The organism is Pseudomonas viridiflava (assembly GCF_900602065.1).
GTDB lineage: Bacteria > Pseudomonadota > Gammaproteobacteria > Pseudomonadales > Pseudomonadaceae > Aquipseudomonas.
In genome coordinates this window covers 63,819-81,124 of sequence record NZ_UWFN01000347.1, presented here as the reverse complement: position 1 = coordinate 81,124, position 17,306 = coordinate 63,819, and the positions used below count along the sequence as shown (strand labels likewise).

15 protein-coding genes are annotated in these 17,306 nt (G+C 58.1%); 7 read left to right on the top strand and 8 right to left on the bottom strand.

Going from position 1 to position 17,306, the window contains the following annotated elements; translation table 11 throughout:
* Positions 1-141: 141 nt before the first annotated feature.
* The 3 genes from EE949_RS26100 to EE949_RS26090 form a co-directional block, all read right to left on the bottom strand.
* Positions 142-432 (bottom strand): DUF2845 domain-containing protein, encoded by a 291-nt coding sequence (locus EE949_RS26100; RefSeq protein ID WP_122666941.1) that lies wholly within the window; start codon positions 430-432, stop codon positions 142-144.
* Positions 433-435: 3 nt separating this feature from the next.
* Complete coding sequence (locus tag EE949_RS26095; protein WP_122666940.1) at positions 436-1,257, bottom strand: DeoR/GlpR family DNA-binding transcription regulator; 822 nt, start codon at positions 1,255-1,257, stop codon at positions 436-438.
* Between the two features lie 90 nt (positions 1,258-1,347).
* Positions 1,348-2,607 carry a cation:proton antiporter gene (locus tag EE949_RS26090; protein ID WP_122666939.1) on the bottom strand — a complete coding sequence of 420 codons (1,260 nt, stop codon included), beginning with the start codon at positions 2,605-2,607 and terminating at the stop codon, positions 1,348-1,350.
* A gap of 415 nt (positions 2,608-3,022) precedes the next feature.
* On the opposite strand from EE949_RS26090, the gene EE949_RS26085 reads away from it, so the two are divergent.
* Positions 3,023-3,778, top strand: a complete 756-nt coding sequence (locus EE949_RS26085; RefSeq protein ID WP_122666938.1) for a response regulator — start codon at positions 3,023-3,025, stop codon at positions 3,776-3,778.
* 29 nt (positions 3,779-3,807) lie between these two features.
* Positions 3,808-5,145, top strand: a complete 1,338-nt coding sequence (locus EE949_RS26080; protein ID WP_122666937.1) for an ATP-binding protein — start codon at positions 3,808-3,810, stop codon at positions 5,143-5,145.
* Positions 5,146-5,314: 169 nt separating this feature from the next.
* Here the strand turns inward: EE949_RS26080 and EE949_RS26075 are convergent, their stop codons facing one another.
* Positions 5,315-7,285, bottom strand: coding sequence for a TonB-dependent receptor domain-containing protein (locus tag EE949_RS26075; RefSeq protein ID WP_122666936.1), 1,971 nt, complete (start codon positions 7,283-7,285; stop codon positions 5,315-5,317).
* Between the two features lie 338 nt (positions 7,286-7,623).
* On the opposite strand from EE949_RS26075, the gene EE949_RS26070 reads away from it, so the two are divergent.
* The 3 genes from EE949_RS26070 (at position 7,624) to EE949_RS26060 (ending at position 9,400) form a co-directional block, all read left to right on the top strand.
* Complete coding sequence (locus EE949_RS26070) at positions 7,624-8,463, top strand: DMT family transporter (protein WP_122666935.1); 840 nt, start codon at positions 7,624-7,626, stop codon at positions 8,461-8,463.
* A 10-nt stretch (positions 8,464-8,473) separates the two neighbouring features.
* The gene (locus tag EE949_RS26065; protein WP_122666934.1) at positions 8,474-8,875 is read left to right on the top strand and encodes an MAPEG family protein; all 402 of its coding nucleotides are present in this window, start codon (positions 8,474-8,476) and stop codon (positions 8,873-8,875) included.
* 69 nt (positions 8,876-8,944) lie between these two features.
* On the top strand, positions 8,945-9,400 hold the full coding sequence (locus EE949_RS26060; protein ID WP_122667083.1) for a c-type cytochrome: 456 nt from the start codon (positions 8,945-8,947) through the stop codon (positions 9,398-9,400).
* A 231-nt stretch (positions 9,401-9,631) separates the two neighbouring features.
* Here the strand turns inward: EE949_RS26060 and EE949_RS26055 are convergent, their stop codons facing one another.
* Together EE949_RS26055 and ligB are read right to left on the bottom strand one after the other, a co-directional pair.
* Positions 9,632-10,042 carry a DUF1090 domain-containing protein gene (locus EE949_RS26055; RefSeq protein WP_122666933.1) on the bottom strand — a complete coding sequence of 137 codons (411 nt, stop codon included), beginning with the start codon at positions 10,040-10,042 and terminating at the stop codon, positions 9,632-9,634.
* A 56-nt stretch (positions 10,043-10,098) separates the two neighbouring features.
* Positions 10,099-11,772, bottom strand: a complete 1,674-nt coding sequence (gene ligB / locus EE949_RS26050; protein ID WP_122666932.1) for an NAD-dependent DNA ligase LigB — start codon at positions 11,770-11,772, stop codon at positions 10,099-10,101.
* Between the two features lie 188 nt (positions 11,773-11,960).
* On the opposite strand from ligB, the gene EE949_RS26045 reads away from it, so the two are divergent.
* A complete protein-coding gene (locus EE949_RS26045; protein ID WP_122666931.1) occupies positions 11,961-12,581 on the top strand; it encodes a LysE family translocator in 621 nt (206 codons plus the stop codon).
* A gap of 179 nt (positions 12,582-12,760) precedes the next feature.
* Here the strand turns inward: EE949_RS26045 and metK are convergent, their stop codons facing one another.
* Complete coding sequence (gene metK / locus EE949_RS26040; protein ID WP_027901297.1) at positions 12,761-13,951, bottom strand: methionine adenosyltransferase; 1,191 nt, start codon at positions 13,949-13,951, stop codon at positions 12,761-12,763.
* A gap of 20 nt (positions 13,952-13,971) precedes the next feature.
* Positions 13,972-14,967 (bottom strand): ArsR/SmtB family transcription factor, encoded by a 996-nt coding sequence (locus tag EE949_RS26035; protein WP_122666930.1) that lies wholly within the window; start codon positions 14,965-14,967, stop codon positions 13,972-13,974.
* Positions 14,968-15,228: 261 nt separating this feature from the next.
* Between EE949_RS26035 and tkt the strand changes: the two genes are divergently transcribed.
* Complete coding sequence (gene tkt, locus EE949_RS26030; protein ID WP_122666929.1) at positions 15,229-17,226, top strand: transketolase; 1,998 nt, start codon at positions 15,229-15,231, stop codon at positions 17,224-17,226.
* Positions 17,227-17,306: the final 80 nt, after the last annotated feature.

Below are 17,306 nucleotides of genomic sequence, written 5' to 3'. Positions count from 1 at the left end.
CTTGCCGCTCACACGCTCCAACGGGTCGGGGATCGTCTGTAGGAGTGAGCTTGCTCGCGATAGCGTCCAGTCAGACGACAATTTATCGACAGGCAAACCGCATCGCGAGCAAGCTCACTCCTACAGAAATAGCGTGCGTTCTTATTTTTTGCTTTTGATCTGAACGAGCCGGCCATCAATGAACCGCAGGGTGCGGTACATGCCGTTCTCAGGCCCATAGACCCAGGTTTCAACGGTGACGGCGCCGTGTCTCAGCTGGCCATTGGCGGCCAGTGCGGGCGGGGTGATCTGGCGATCGGCAGGCGGGCCGCATTTGCGCAGCACTTCAACAGCCAGGTCGCCTTCATTGATCAATGTGCTATTGCAGCGCATTGATGCGTGAGTGTTCGCGCTCAGCAGGGCCAGTATCACCAGCAGTGCGCGAATCGCCATGGTTCAGCGTTGACCTGCTACGGGCGCCAGCAGCAACTCGACCCGATGCTTGCGAATACCATCCGCGGCGGCTTCAGCCAGGGCAGCATCGCTAATGATGATGTCGAACTGTTCCAGCGCCGCGATCTTGTACATGCCGAAGGTGCCGTATTTGGAACTGGTCGCCACCAGCACGGTTTGCGACGCCGACTGCATGGCCGCCTGTTTGACTTCGACTTTGAGCGCCGAAGGCGTGGTCGTGCCGCGCTGCAAATCCCAGGAGCTGGTCGACATGAACGCGATGTCAGTCGCGAGCTGGCGCAACGTCGCAGCAGCAAGACCGCCGACACACGAACGGTTGGGATGATCGAGCAAACCGCCGGTATGGATCACATCCACATGAGTGGCATCGGCCAGCGCATTGACGATACCGAAGTCATTGGTCACTACGGTCATGCCCGACAGCGCCGCAATGTGCGGGACAATTTCCAGCGTGCTGGTGCCTGCATCAAGGTAGATGGTCATGTCGTCGTGCAGCAGACCGGCAGCCAGTCGCGCCATGCCTTGTTTCTGCGGCAGTTCGACCACGGCTTTGGATTGATGGCTGGGTTCGCTGTGCAACTGGCTGGCGATGCGCACGCCACCGGTGACCGAATAAGCACGGCCTTCCTGTTCCAGCAACGCAATGTCGCGGCGGATGGTCATGTGCGAGCAATCGAACATTTCCACCAGTTGGTGCACGCTGAGCACCTGATGCTTGCGCAACTGACGCAGCATCAACTCCCGACGTTGATCGGGAATCATCGGTGTGCCGCCAACGACGGCGATCTCCTCTTTGCTGGACATGCGTGCTCCTGAGCCTCGGTAAAACCGCCAGCACGGGCTGGCGGTCGTGGCATCTTAGCCAATCGAGTCACGCATGACAGCAGTCGTGACTCAGTGAGCGGAATTTTGCCCGGTCGGCTGATCGCGAGTCACTGCCTTCACCAGCTTGCCAATGCTCAACCCCTGCAACAGGATCGACGACAGCACCACGATGTAAGTGATGCTCAGCAGCAGATCGCGCTCAGGTCCCAACGGCAAGGCCAGCGCCAGTGCCACCGACACACCGCCACGCAGACCGCCCCAGGTCAGGATGCGGATCGTGCCTTGAGGCACTGTGCGCCAGCGGCGCAGTAGCAGGATGGCCGGTGCCACGGTCACAAAACGCGACAGCAGGATCGCCACCGCCAGCAAGCCCGCCGCCAGCATGTGCGACCAGGAAAATGGCAATAGCAGCAACTCCATGCCGATCAGCGCGAAGAGCAGGGCGTTGAGCATGTCATCGAGCAATTCCCAGAAACCGTCCATGTAGCGACGGGTCATGTCGTTCATCGCCAGATTGCGGCCCAGGTTGCCGATAATCAGACCGGCGACCACCATCGCAATCGGGCCTGATACGTGCAACTCGGTGGACATTGCCGAACCGCCGATGACCAGCGCGAGGGTCAGCATCACTTCGATCTGGTACTGCTCGATGCTCTTGATCATGAGGTACACGGCATAGCCGATCAGCCCGCCGAACAGCACGCCGCCAACGGCTTCGTGCACGAACAGCATGGCGGTCTCGCCGACGGTCGGGGTTTCACCCAATTGCGCGATACCCAGCAACACGGTGAACACCACAACGGCCGTGCCGTCGTTGAACAACGACTCACCGACGATGGTGGTTTTCAGCGGCTTGGAGGCATTGGCGGTACGCAATACGCCCAGCACCGCGATAGGGTCCGTCGGGGAAATAAGCGCGCCAAACAACAGGCAGTACAGGAAGCTGACGTGCCAGCCGAACAGGCCAAAGATCCAGTAGGCCAGCGCCCCGATTACGGTGGTGGCGATCAATACACCGAAGGTCGCCAACAAGCCGATGGGCCAGCGGTAACTTTTCAGGTCGGACAGGTTGACGTGCAACGCGCCCGCAAACAGCAGGAACGACAGCATCCAGTTCATCAGCAAATCGCCGAAATCGATCTGGCCGATCAATTGCTGGACGCGCTCTTCGAGACCGGGAAAACCGAGGAAACTCAGGCCTTGCAGGATCAGCGAAAACATCAATGCGGTGACCATGACGCCGATGGTGGGCGGCAGGCCGATGAAACGAAAGTTCACATAAGTGAGCAGCGAGGTGAGGCAGATAAAAGCAGCAACGAGTTCAAGCATCGGTCTTCCTGTTATTGCGATTCAAAGCGTGCCCGACAGCGGTTCATGTTTTAAGCGAGCAAGGGTTTGATGGGCCGCTGGGGCAAGCGGACACATATTTTTCCATATCCATGGGAAGTGGCATTGACCACAGCAGACCGACAGCGTTGCAAATGAGTGCCGGATAGTGGCGCATCGGCTATCATCGCTGCTCGTTAATGGGAATCATCCGCAAATGTGTTTGCTCCATCAGGATCTCCATAACAACCTGGACTGGAATGCTGTTTTTGTGGGAGCGGTGCTTGGTCTGGGCGGCATTCCGACGATACATGAGACGCAGATAGACGACATACCGCGTTATCGTTTATCGCGGGCAAGCACCGCTCCCACACAGGCGCCATGTTTGCAGCGAGAGAACTGCACTATCAGGAACGAAATGAGCTCTGATCCAACCGCCAATCCTTCGCCGCCACGCATCCTCGTGGTCGACGACCACCGCAAGATCCGCGATCCGCTGGCGGTGTATTTGCGTCGCCATGCGTTTGATGTGCGCACGGCTGAAGATGCGGCGGGGATGTGGCAGTTGCTCAAGCAACAGGCTTTCGATGTGGTGGTGCTGGATGTGATGCTGCCGGACGGTGATGGCTTTGAGCTGTGCGGCATGTTGCATCGTCGGGAAAATATTCCGGTTATTCTGTTGACCGCTCGCGATGCATCGGCGGACCGGGTGAAAGGCCTGGATCTGGGCGCGGATGATTACCTGACCAAGCCTTTCGAGCCCCGCGAGTTAGTCGCGCGGATCAATAGCGTGTTACGTCGCCGTGGTGCCTCAGGGGCTGGCCATCAGGTACCGAGTACTTCGTCGGCGCAGCGTTACGAATTCGCCGGTTTGAGTTTCATCACGGCGACTGAATTGTTGTTGCGCGCAGATGGCACCCAGATCCAGCTCAGCACCGCTGAAAGCAGACTGCTGACTGTATTCCTGAAGCATCCCAATCAGACCCTTGATCGCCAGCGTCTGCTGGATTTGACGGCACGTCCCGGCAGCGATGTTTATGATCGCGCCATTGACCGTCAAATCAGCCGCTTGCGTCGCAAGCTGGTGGATGACCCTTTACAGCCGCAATTGCTGCGCACCGTCTGGGGCGGTGGTTACATGTTGGCGGCCGATGTCTGCGTGCAACCGCTGTGACGTGGTTGAGCCGATGCTGGCCCCGGCGGATGACTCATCAACTCGGTCTGTTGTTACTGCTTGCGCTGCTCGCGTCCAATGCGATTGCCATGTTGTTTCTGCAACGTACCGGCGCGTTGATTCACCCGCTGTCCCGCACCCTGACGCTGGAGCGACTGACAACGGCTTATCACGTGGCCCACGAGCTGTCGGCCGCTGATGCTTCGCGAGTGCTGGCAACCATGGAGACGCAGGATGCGCGTTTCTGGATTGCGCAGGAGCCTGATGTCACCCCCTTTGATATGCACAAAGAAGAGCGGCGACTGGCGCAAGAGCTACGTGCGCGGCTGGAATTGACGCCGCAGGATGCGGTGAACATTCAGTTGGAGCGCGTCACCGGCGGACCTGCCCGGGAGGCTGTGTTTTTTCGTGCTGGCTGGGCGCCTCTGCGATTGCGCACCAGCATCGTCTTGCCCGATGGCCAGACGCTCAATTCCCTTCAGCATCCAGCGGGCGCTTATGAGTGGAGTCGTTTGCTGGCTTACACCTTGCCGGTCACGACGATACCGGTCCTGCTGATCGTGATCTTCTTCATGCGCAGAGTGGTTCAACCGGTCAAGACGCTGGCTGAAGCGACCGAACGTGTCAGTCGAGGTGAATGGATCGCGCCGCTGCCGCTGTACGGTCCGCAAGAGGCGCGTGACCTGACCACTGCGTTCAATGTGATGCAGGAAAGGATCGCCCGTCATGTGGAAGGTCGCACCCGAATGCTGGCTGCGGTCAGTCATGACCTGAACACGCCGATTACCGAGTTGCGTCTGCAAGTCGAATTGATCGAAGACGGGCCGTTGCGTGATGACATGCTGGAAAGCCTGGATGAGCTGCGGGCGATGGTGCGCGAGACGCTGGATTTCGTGCGCGGCGATGCGGTTCAGGAGGTAACGGTCAGGGTCTTGCTGAACGAAATGCTCGACGATCTGGCGCGACGTTACCGGACCATGGAGCAGCCTGTAACCTGGGAGGCTAACGAGCAGATTGATTGCTTTTGCCGGCCTTTGGCGCTGAAGCGGGCATTGACCAATTTGATTGATAACGCGCTGAGGCATGCGGGTGACGCGCAGATCAGTCTGGGCCGTGAGGGTGACGGGATGATCCGACTGGAAATACTCGATCATGGTTCGGGTATTGAACCTGTCTGGCTGACGCAGGTGTTTGAGCCGTTCGTGCAGTTGGGACGCGGAGGGGCGGATATCAGCCAGGGCGGCGGTCTGGGCCTGGGGTTGGCCATCGCCCGCGCCTGTATTCAGGCTCATGGCGGAGAGCTCATCCTGGAAAACCGCCCGCCTGCCGGATTGTGTGCGGTGGTGCGATTGCCTGCGGCGGGGTGAGCGCTCTGGGCAGTATCAACGTTCTTGCCTTGGAATGAGGTCTTGTGGGAGCTGGGCTTGCCCGCGATAAGGCTGGAATCGGTTCGCCTTAGATCGCGTCCAGCCTTATCGCGGGCAAGCCCAGCTCCCACAAGAAGTCTCATTTCACTTCATGCAGTGAGGTGCGTTCTTAAAACCTCACGGTCGTCGACGCCCACAGTGTGCGGCCATAGTTCACGGTGCCGTAGGTTTCGTCGTCCAGTCGCTTGTCGGTCAGGTTGTACAACGCGGCGTTAAACGAGACGTTTTTGGTCAACTCATACGAGCCGCCGAAGTCTGCCGTGGTGTAACCCGGTGAGGATTCGGCGGTGATGGTGTTGCCGTACTCCTCGCCGTAGTAATTGACCGCTGCCCAGAGCTGGGTCTTGTCGGACAGCGTCCAGTCAGTGCGTACGTTGGCCTTGTGCTCGGGTGTAAGCGCCAGCGGTGCACCCGCGTTTGCACCGGATTTTTGCTCCGAGTCGGTGTAGGTGTAGTTGGCTTTCAGTGCCAGCGCAGAAGTGATGTCCCAGCGTCCGTTCAGTTCCGCGCCCTGAATCACGGCTTTGTCGACGTTGACTCGTTCCATGATGATGTACGGGCCAAAGAACTGGTCGGTGGTGACCGTGGAGAGCTTGTCCTTGAAGTCGTTGTAGAACACTGTCGCGCCAGCCGACAGGTTATTGCGGTTGGACCAGAGCGCCGACAGCTCGTAGTTGGTGCTGGTCTCAGGCTTGAGGTCCGGGTTGCCAAGCATCGCAAACGTATTGCGGCGCAGCACGGCGTAGTCCTCGATCACTGCACGCAATTCCGGAGCCTTGAAGCCGCGAGCCACGCCGCCCTTGATGGTCCAGTCATCGGTGGCATGCCACACGCCATAAACACGCGGGCTGAAATGCACGCCGTATTGTTCGTGGTGGTCCATACGCAGGCCGGTGGTCAACGAGAATGTGTCGGTCATTGCCCATTCGTTTTCGGCGAACAGTGCTTTCTGCACTACGGAATATTCGTAGTTCACACGGTCGCCCAAGCCCTGGTTCCAGTCGGTGACAACAGTTTCATTCCACTGCAGGCCAGTAGTGGTGATGTTCTGCTCGGTTGGAATCACCAGCTTGGCGTCGAACACCGAGTTCTTCACCGTAGGTTTACGGCCCAGTACGTCACGCTGAGTTGCACTGGCGACGCCTTTACGGCTGGACTCTTCCTGTGCGAACGAAACGTCCGAGGTTGCCCAGTCCCAGCGACCCTGGTGAGAGATCGACCAGTGATCACGGTTGTTTTCCTGCTCGCGAGTTGCCCAGTTGGGGCTCAGACCGTCACCGTTTTTCAGGCGGGTTGCGCCAGCTTCCAGCAGGATGTCGTGGTCAACGGTCGGCGTGAAAGCCAGGCGTGCCGTCAGGTCCTTATGGTCGGCCTTACTGAAGCCGTTGGTTTCTTCGACGTCGTCGTCTGCCTGGCGATCCAGATAGCGACCCCAGACTTGCAGACCAAGAGTATCCTGAATCAATGGGCCGTTGAGGTAGAACTGGGTCTGCCGTGCATTGCCCTGATCGCTATGTTGACGTGCCGAATAGTCGTAGGTGACCGAGCCACCCCATTCGGAAGTAACCTTGCGGGTGATGACGTTGATCACGCCGCCAATGGCATCGGAGCCATACAGCGAGGACATCGGGCCGCGCACCACTTCAATACGCTCGATGGCTTCAGCTGGCGGTATGAAGCTTTGCTCGTAACCCGAGTTGCCGTTGACCCTTGATTCACGAGCGCTCTGGCGTTTGCCATCGACCAGAATCAAGGTGTAATCAGCCGGCATACCGCGAATCGAGATGTCGGTTTCGTTGGCGCTACCATTGACGGTCACACCCTCAACGTCGCGCAGGGCGTCCGTCAGGTCGCGGAACGAACGCTTGCGCAGTTCGTCGCCGGTAATGATTGTCACGGAAGCAGGTGCATCCTCTACGCTCTGCTCATAACCGGCAGCGGTAACGGTCACATCTTCCAGAGTGATCGCCGGGGCGGCGGTGATTTCTTGAGCCTGAACGCAGGCGCTTTGGGCGATGAGGCACGCCAACGCGAGCTTCGTCATGGCGACGGTAGGTCGCAAACGAAAAACAGAATGCATGGAACTTCCTTACGAATCGGGTTAAACGTTAATCGTAAGGATTCTCATTGGCGAAGGTTGGACAAGGTGTGACAGGACAGTGCCTTTGAATGTAGTTCGCGATTTACCGGGCTGAATGCTGCGTTATTCTGGGAGCGAATTTACGCCAGCTTGAGGTTCACGCGGAACCTGTGGGACCGAATTTATTCGGGAAGGCGGCAGTTCAATCGATAGGGATATGTCGAATGTACTGGCCTCTTCGCGAATGAATTCGCTCCCACATGGGCTCAATGTTCACCAAGGAATATCGTGGTGTCCGGAAACCTGCCATTTACGAGTCCTGAAACAGGGAGAGCGTTTTGCTGGCTACAGCGTTGGTGTTGATCGCGGCAGTACTGCACGCGACGTGGAATACCCTGATCAAATTCAGCGGTGAGCGGCTATTGGTCATCGCCAGTATGGATTTTGTGGCGTTGCTGTTCGCGGTGCTCGCAGTGAGTTTTGTCGAACCGCCGCCTGCTGCCATCTGGCCATGGATGATTGCCTCGGCGTTGTTCGAACTGTTGTACCGTTACCTGCTCATCAAGGCCTATCGGGTCGGTGATCTTGGTTTGGTCTATCCACTGATGCGGGGCTTGTCGCCGTTGGTGGTATTGGCCTTGACCCTGATCTTTGTCGGCGAAGAACTCAGCACTCAACAAATTCTCGGTATTCTGCTGATCCCTTGCGGCATGATCTGCCTGCTCTGGCAGGGCGGTGGAGGTGATCGACTGCCCTGGTCGCTGCTTCCGGTGGTCGCACTGATTGGCGTGTGTATCGGCTGCTACACCTGGATCGACGGGCAAGCGCTGCAGATGGGCGTGCACCCTCTGGACTACCTGGTCTGGCTGACGCTGATTAGCGCATGGCCGTTTCCGATGCTGGCTCTCACCTACAAACGCGTTCCTTTCAGCCTCTTCTGGCGGGAGCAATGGCGTTTGGGCTTAAGCGTCGGCCTGTGTGTCTTGCTCAGCTACGCTCTGGTGTTGTGGGCCATGCAGTTGGGGTCAGTGGCAGAGGCTGCAGCGTTGCGCGAAGTGAGTGTGATTCTAGTGGTGCTGTTTGGCATGCGGTATCTGAAAGAACCTTTTGGTCGGCCCCGGCTCTTAGCTTGTGGCCTGGTCCTGCTTGGCATGCTGGTTATGAAAATCAAACTATAAGGATTCTGTTATGACGGTTGCATTCTGGTGCGTGTTGGTCGCGATTATTCTGCCGATCGTGTGTGCAGGCATCGCCAAGTATTCCAGCGGCAAGTTCAACGGTAAGCACAACCACAACCCGCGTAATTTCCTGAATAACCTCGAAGGCCTGCCAGCCCGTGCCAATGCGGCGCAGCTCAACAGCTTCGAGATCCTGCCCGGTTTTGCCGCTGCGGTCATCATTGCCCACATTGCCGGTAACGCACAGTTGGTGACCATTGATGTGGTCGCGGTGCTGTTCATTACCAGCCGCTTGCTCTACATCATTTTCTATCTGGCTGATCTTGCTATCTTGCGTTCGCTGGCCTGGATGGTCGGGCTGGGGCTGATCGTGGGGCTGTTCATTGCGTCCGCCACGCCGTTGCCTGCCTGACTGCGGTGATCCAGCGCTTTGTCTTTATCGGGCGGCCGAGGATACTGGCCGCCGTTTCTGCGGACCCTGCTGGATACAACGTTGAAAAAATTTTGCGCTGTGCTGTTGGCTTGCCTGAGCCTGAGCGCCTGTGGCGGGCTGGACCCCGATTCGCCGCTTGCGCAACGCAAGGCGATCTTCAAGGACATGCTCAAGACCAGCGAAGATCTGGGCGGCATGTTGCGCGGTCGTGTCGCTTTCGATGGCCAGCGCTTCAGCGAAGGGGCGGTCAAGCTCGACAGCCTGTCTCATCAGCCCTGGAAACATTTCCCGCAAGTCAAAGAGACGGATCACACCAGCGCCACGGATGCCGTCTGGCAAAAGCAGACGCGCTTTCAGGAACTGGCGCGGTCATTGGAATCGGCGACGGCTGAATTGGTGATCGTCAGCAATGAGCGCCCCTTTAAATCCGGCTCCCTGACACCCGCCATGAACAAGGTTCAGGCGGTGTGCGAGGCGTGTCATAAAGAGTTTCGTAATCATTGAGTATTCACGTGGGGAACACCGTGGGACCGGCTCCAGCCGGGAAGAGGCCAGTACAGCCACTACATTTTCATCGTCAGAAATACCGCCTTCCCGGCTAAAGCCGGTCCCACGTCAGTTCATCCTGTGGGAGCCGGGCTTGCCCGCGATAAGGACACCGCGGATATCTGATCCATCGCATAAAGCCCATCGCGGGCAAGCCCTGCTCCCACAGGTTCTGCATAAATCCGCTGTTTAATCCTGCGGCTGTAGGTCTTCCAATTCTGTTTGGGCGTCCTGCAGTTCCTTGCGAGACTCGGCCAGCTTGTCTTTACGCTTGTTGATTTTGTCCGGATCGCCCTTGGTCATGGCTTTGCTCAGGTCGGACTCACGCTTTTTGACCTCGCGCTTGGCGTCCAGCACCTTCTGCTCATGTTCTTTAAGCAGCGACGCCTCGGTGCAATTGGCGTTGGTTTCGCTCAGGGCTTTTTCAAGGCCGGCTTGCTGGGGCTTGTTGCCATTTGCCTTCGCATCTTCGATTTTTTTGCTGATTTCCTGACTTTTAGCCAGGCATCCGCCTTCTTCAGGGGCCGACTCGGCAGCCAGGAGCGGGGTGGTGAGCATTGCGCAGCATGTCAGCAGAATCAGCGGTGAAAAAACCTTCATATGAACTCCTTTTGAAAACCATAACGTCCGGGCTTGATGATTAAACGCCCGACACTTTAAAAACCTGAAATACCGTGGGCTCGCAGTTGCTCGCTCAGGGCCTGGACCTCTGGGTGCTGGAAGAAGGCTACCAACTGGTCGGCACGGCCCGGGCCTATGCCCGGTTCCGTTTGCCACTGTTGCGTCGTACGCTTTTCCAGTTCGCTCCACTGTTCAGCCAGTTGAGCCTCCCCGGTAGGCGGCAGGCCGATAGCCTTTAGCCACACCGCAAACGGTCTGGAGCGGGCCTCGTACAAACTGTCGATCAGTTTAGCGCCGCTACGCTCGCCCAGCCCGGAAATGTTAGCAAGCTGGTCTTTATCCAGGGTCATCCAGTCGAGCAATCCATTGATTTTCCCGGCATTGATCAGGTTATCCCAAGTCCCTGGGCCCACTCCGGCCAGCGCCAGACCTTTCTTGCTGCTGAGCCAGACGAGCCGCGCGCGAAACTGACTTTCGCAGTCAGGTGCGTGTTGCCAGCAACTGAGCGCGTGAAAGTTTTCTGCCTGAGGAATCTGCAGCTCGTCACGTTCAACGTTGCGTGAGACGACGCCGTCCAGTCGGGGAATGGTCAGGCCCGCGAGGCTTACGGCCACTTGATCGCCAGGTCTGATATCCATAGCCTGCCATCGCTGCAGTGAGCCAACGCTGATGCGACTGATCTGTCTGTCATCCAGACGCACAGGCTCAAGCTCCAGGACCGGAGTGATCTTGCCGCTGCGGCCAATGTTGAAGTTGATCTTGCGCACTTCTGCCAGCGCCTGGGCAAAGGGGTATTTCCAGGCGGCGATCCAGTAGGGCGCTTTCGCCTGCCAGCGCTGTACCGGTGGGCGCTCGCCCTGACGGATGATGACGCCGTCAGTGGCGAAAGGCAGCGGGTTGCGATACCAATGCTCACGCCAGCGTTGAGCCTGGGTAAAGCCTTCCAGCGGTTGACTATAGTGAGCGCTGTCGTCGAAACCCAGAGCGCTCAATCCCGCCATACGTTCGTGCATTGAGGTCGGCCCGTCAGGCCAGTCCCAGACGAAAAGACCAATCCGCTCTGCGTCGGCACCGTTCAGTTCGTTGCGTGCAAGCATCCCGGCGACTTTGCCGCGTGCGTTTACGCTCCCGGCCTGGGCTTGTATATGATTTTCCAGACTCAGATACAGCTCACCTTGAAGTATCAGCGTTTCCTGCCAGGGCAGGTGCGCGGGTATGGCTGCAATGGTTTTGGCGTGTTCGGTCCAGTCTTGCCCTTCGTTGCCATCGCCACGACTGATGGCCTGAACCAGATTGCCCTGCTCATACACCAGCGTCACGGCGACACCATCAACCTTGGGTTGAATCCATAGGTCTTTACGACCGTTAAGCCATTCTTTTACGGCTCTTTCATCGCTCAGCTTGTTGACGCCGGTGTGCGGTACGGGATGACGTATCGGGCCTTTGGCCGTTGCCAGTGGGTGGCCGTTTTCACTGCCTGGTGAGGTGAAGCATGCGCGCCAGAACTCAAGCCGTTGCCGGGACTGGTCGTACAGCTCATCGGCAATCAGTGACACGCCCTGCCGGTGGTAGCTGTCATCCCAGGCAGAGATTTGTGTTTGCAGGGCAGTGATCGAGTTTCTTGCCTTGGCGGGCGTCCAGTCTGGACATTGATTAGCCTGTACGGTCAGGCTGATGAGAGAGAGCATGGTTGCGGTCAGTAAGCGCATCGAAGCATCCTTGCCTGGTGAGATGCCAGAGAGGCTAGCGACCGGCGCGTCGGGTGTCTGGTTGTACTGGTTACTGAATCATTCAGCCAGTACAGATGCCGGTCTTTTGCTCCATGACTGTGCCTTTCAAGACTGGCAACGTTGCCTGCAATATGGCGACTCCCTTGTCCAGGTCTGATGGGTGACTCATGGATATCTCGACTCTGGTGGTCTTCGTGCCGGCCTGCTTTGCGCTGAACATGGCGCCCGGCCCCAACAACCTGCTTTCGATCAGCAATGCGACACGCTACGGTTTTGCCCGTGCCTGTATGGGTGGGCTGGGACGCTTGCTGGCTTTCGCGATCATGATTGCGCTGGCGGCAGTGGGGCTGACTGCGGTGCTGCACACCTCAGAGTGGTTGTTCCATGTGATCAAAATCGTGGGCGCGGCTTATCTGTTTTATCTGGCGGTGCAATTGTGGCGTGCCAGCCCTGAGGAAGAGGGCGGGGTGACAGGCTCAGGCAAAGGCATGTTCAGCCTGGCGCGGCAGGAGTTTCTGGTGGCCATCGGTAATCCGAAGGCGATTCTGTTGTTTACCGCTTTTCTGCCGCAGTTCGTAGATCAGGCTGGGTCCGTGACGGAGCAGTTCGCATTACTCGGGGTTTTGTTCCTGGCGCTGGAGTGTCTTGCGATTGCGATCTATGCCTGGATGGGCCTTCACGCCCGCCGACTGTTTGCACGCCCCAGTGGCAAGCGATTGTTCAACCGGGTGTGCGCGGGATTGCTGGCCAGTGCGGCTTCGGTGTTGTTGGTGGCAAGAAGGGCTTAGAAACTGGAATGGGGTTTCCTGTAGGAGCTGCCGAAGGCTGCGAATGCATTTCCTCTGACACACCGCCATCGCAGCCTTCGGCAGCTCCTACATGTCTCGGATTTACCTGGCGAAAACCAAAAAGCCCCTGACGACCACGGTCGCCAGGGGCTTTTGTTACGCCTGAAACTTAAGGCGTATTACAGGCCGGCAGCGGCGCGCAGGGCGTCGGCGCGGTCGGTTTTTTCCCAAGTGAACGTGGTGAACGTATCGTTACCGACGGTCTTGGTTTGCGGCGTACGACCGAAGTGGCCGTAGGCTGCGGTTTCCTGATACATCGGGTGCAGCAGGTCGAGCATGGTGGTGATCGCGTACGGACGCAGGTCGAAGATGTCACGGACCAGTTTGATGATCTTGTCATCGCTGATCTTGCCAGTGCCGAAGGTGTTCAACGAGATCGAAGTCGGTTGAGCGACGCCGATAGCGTAGGAAACTTGAATCTCGCAGCGCTCAGCCAGGCCAGCTGCGACGATGTTCTTGGCAACATAACGTCCAGCGTAGGCTGCCGAACGGTCAACTTTGGATGGGTCTTTGCCGGAGAACGCGCCGCCGCCGTGACGGGCCATGCCGCCGTAGCTGTCGACGATGATCTTGCGACCGGTCAGACCGCAGTCACCTACCGGGCCGCCAATGATGAACTGGCCAGTCGGGTTGATGTGGAACTGGGTGTCCTTGTGCAGCAGCTCAGCTGGCAGCACGTGCTTGACGATCAGTTCCATCACGCCTTCGCGCAGATCGTTGTAGGAAACTTCAGGGTTGTGCTGGGTCGACAGAACGACAGCGTCGATGCCCACAACCTTGCCGTTTTCATAGCTGCAAGTCACTTGCGACTTGGCATCCGGACGCAGCCAAGGCAGCAGGCCAGACTTGCGGGCTTCGGCCTGACGCTTGACCAACTGGTGCGAGAACGCGATTGGTGCAGGCATCAGCTCGGCGGTTTCGTTGCTGGCATAGCCAAACATAAGGCCTTGGTCACCGGCGCCCTGATCTTCAGGCTTGGCACGGTCAACACCCTGGTTGATGTCAGGAGACTGCTTGCCGATGATGTTCATCACGCCGCAGGTCGCACCGTCGAAACCGACGTCGGAGCTGGTGTAGCCGATGTCGCTGATCACGTCACGAACGATTTGTTCGAGGTCAACCCAGGCGCTGGTGGTCACTTCGCCAGCCACGATTGCAACGCCGGTCTTGACCAGGGTTTCAACGGCTACGCGAGCGTGTTTGTCCTGAGCAATGATTGCATCCAGAACCGCATCGGAAATCTGGTCGGCGATTTTGTCTGGATGCCCTTCGGACACGGACTCGGAGGTGAAAAGGGAGTATTCGCTCATCTCTACGGGTTTCCTGAATTTTACCGATGGTGAGTGTTGCCAGCCGGTCGCTGAAAATGGCGAACCTGTATCTGGAAACCATTACGTAAGCCTACATAGAGGCTTTCCCCGGGAACTAGCCCCGCAGCGATGGCCCAACGGGCCAGATCTTCCTGTTCAAACCCTAACCAGAGATCGCCACAGGCCTCCTTGGCCCAGCTCTGATCGTGGCTACACAAGTCTGTCACTAACAGGCTACCGCCCGGTTGCAACAGACTTGCCAGTTGTTTGAGTGCCTCTGCCGGCGCGGCGAAATGGTGCAGGACCATATTCAATACGACGCAATCGGCGCTGACATCGACGGCATCCAGTACATCGGCGAGCTTCAGTTCAACATTAGTCAATGCCTGTACCGCGCATAGCTGGCGGGCTATTTCCAGCATCGCCGGGCTGTTGTCCAGGGCGGTTACATGCTGAAAACGACGTGCCAGATCCGGCAGAAACCCGCCATCTCCCGGCCCGACTTCCAGTGCTGTCGCTTGCGGACCGAAGTTCAATTTGTCGAGCAGCGACAGCAGGCTGTCCCGGTACTGGGCAAGCCCGGCGATCAAGTCCTGCTGAGCGCGAAATTTTTCTGCGGTACGGGCGAAAAAATCCTGACTGGCATTGGCGCGCTGACGGTGTACCAGCCCAATACGTGACTGCACATCGTGAGGCAGGGCCAGCATGTCGACTTCATCAAGCATCGCTGCGTGCAATCTGCCGCCCGGTTGTCCGGTATGGGGCAGGGCGCGTCGGTAGAAAATGGCATTGCCTTCGCGTCGCGTTGCAACCAGATCCGCCTGGGCCAGCACTTTGAGGTGGTGGCTCATACCGGACTGACCAATGGCAAAGATCTGCGCCAGCTCCAGCACGCCGAAGGAGTCATTGGCCAAGGCGCGCAATACATTCAGCCGCAACGGATCGCCGCCAGCCTTGCACAAGGCAGAGAGGTCGTCGCTGTCGTCGTGGCGAATTGCAGGTACGCGCAGGTTCATAGGGCAGGCAGTCTAGTTAGCGACCGACTATGTCGCAAGGGCAATATCAAAAAGTTTTGATATTGCTTGATGGGCGGTGAATCCAGAGCCGCCTGAAGCCGCTTTTATGAGGCGGCATAGCCACGGGGATGAAGAAATAACGAAGCACGCGCAGGAAAAACAATCACAAGCCGCTATCTTTCATTGCTCCCAGGCAGTGCCTGAGGGAAAATGCTCGCCTTTTTCAGATCCATTCTTTTCCCAGTTCCCAGGAGATCAGCGATGCCCAGCCGTCGTGAGCGTGCCAACGCCATTCGTGCACTCAGCATGGATGCCGTGCAAAAAGCCAACAGCGGCCATCCCGGTGCCCCTATGGGCATGGCGGATATCGCCGAAGTACTTTGGCGCGACTATCTGAAGCACAACCCGAGCAATCCGAATTTCGCCGACCGTGACCGTTTCATCATGTCCAATGGTCACGGCTCGATGCTGGTTTACTCGTTGCTGCACCTGACCGGCTATGACCTGTCCATCGACGACCTGAAAAATTTCCGCCAGCTGCACAGCCGCACGCCGGGTCACCCTGAGTTCGGTTACACCCCGGGCGTAGAGACCACCACCGGCCCACTGGGTCAGGGTTTCGCCAACGCCGTGGGTTTCGCGGTTGCAGAGAAGACGCTGGCGGCCCAGTTCAACCGCCCAGGCCACAACATCGTTGATCACCACACCTACGTGTTCATGGGTGATGGCTGCATGATGGAAGGCATCTCCCACGAAGTCGGCTCGCTGGCCGGGACTCTGGGTCTGAACAAGCTGATCGCGTTCTACGATGACAACGGTATTTCCATCGACGGCGAAGTCGAAGGCTGGTTCACCGATGACACGCCAAAGCGCTTCGAGTCTTACGGCTGGCTGGTCATCCGCAACGTCGATGGTCATGACTCTGAAGAGATCAAGACTGCTATCGACACCGCTCGCAAGAGCGACAAGCCGACGCTGATCTGCTGCAAGACCACCATTGGTTTCGGCTCGCCGAACAAGCAAGGCAAGGAAGAGTCCCACGGTGCGCCGCTGGGTGCTGAAGAAATCGCCTTGACCCGTGCCGCCCTGAAATGGACCCACGGCCCGTTCGATATCCCGGCTGATATCTATGCCGAGTGGAGCTGCAAAGAGAAAGGCCTGGCGGCTGAAGCCGACTGGGATCAGCGTTTCGCTGCCTACTCCGCCGAATTCCCGGAGCTGGCCAACGAGCTGATCCGTCGCATGAGCGGCGAGCTGCCAGCTGACTTCGCTGAAAAGTCCGCTGCCTACGTCGCTGAAGTCAACGCTAAAGGCGAAACCATTGCCAGCCGTAAGGCGAGCCAGAATGCACTGAGCGCTTTCGGTCCGTTGCTGCCTGAGTTTCTCGGCGGCTCGGCTGACCTGGCCGGTTCCAACCTGACCATCTGGAAAGGCTGCAAGAGCATCACGGGCGAAGACGCCAACGGTAACTACCTGCATTACGGCGTACGCGAGTTCGGCATGGGCGCCATGATGAACGGTATCGCCCTGCATGGCGGTTTCGTGCCTTACGGTGCAACCTTCCTGATCTTCATGGAATACGCTCGCAACGCGGTGCGCATGTCCTCGCTGATGAAGAAGCGCGTGCTGTATGTGTTCACCCATGACTCCATCGGTCTGGGTGAAGACGGCCCTACTCACCAGCCAATCGAGCAACTGACCAGCCTGCGCACTACGCCGAATCTGGACACTTGGCGTCCTGCGGATGCTGTGGAGTCGGCAGTGGCCTGGAAGTACTCCATCGAGCGCAACGACGGCCCGTCGGCGTTGATCTTCTCTCGTCAGAACCTGGCTCACCAGGCTCGTGACGAAGCCCAACTGGCTGACATCGCTCGCGGTGGTTACGTGCTGCGCGACTGCGTTGGCGAGCCCGAGCTGATTCTGATCGCTACCGGTTCGGAAGTGGGTCTGGCTGTTCAGGCATTCGACAAACTCAGCGCTCAAGGCCGCAACGTACGCGTGGTTTCCATGCCATGCACCAGCGTCTTCGATGCTCAGGATCCTGGCTACAAGCAAGCGGTTCTGCCATTGCAGGTCAGCGCTCGTATCGCCATCGAAGCTGCTCACGCAGACTTCTGGTACAAGTACGTGGGCCTGGAAGGTCGCGTTATCGGCATGACTACATTCGGCGAGTCGGCTCCTGCACCAGCCTTGTTCGAAGAGTTCGGTTTCACCCTGGAAAACATCCTGGGTCAGGCTGAAGAGCTGCTGGAAGACTGATAGCGATGTAGCCTGTTGTGGCGAAACCTGTGGGAGCGGTGCTTGCCCGCGATATATTCAACTCGGTCTCCATTACCGTG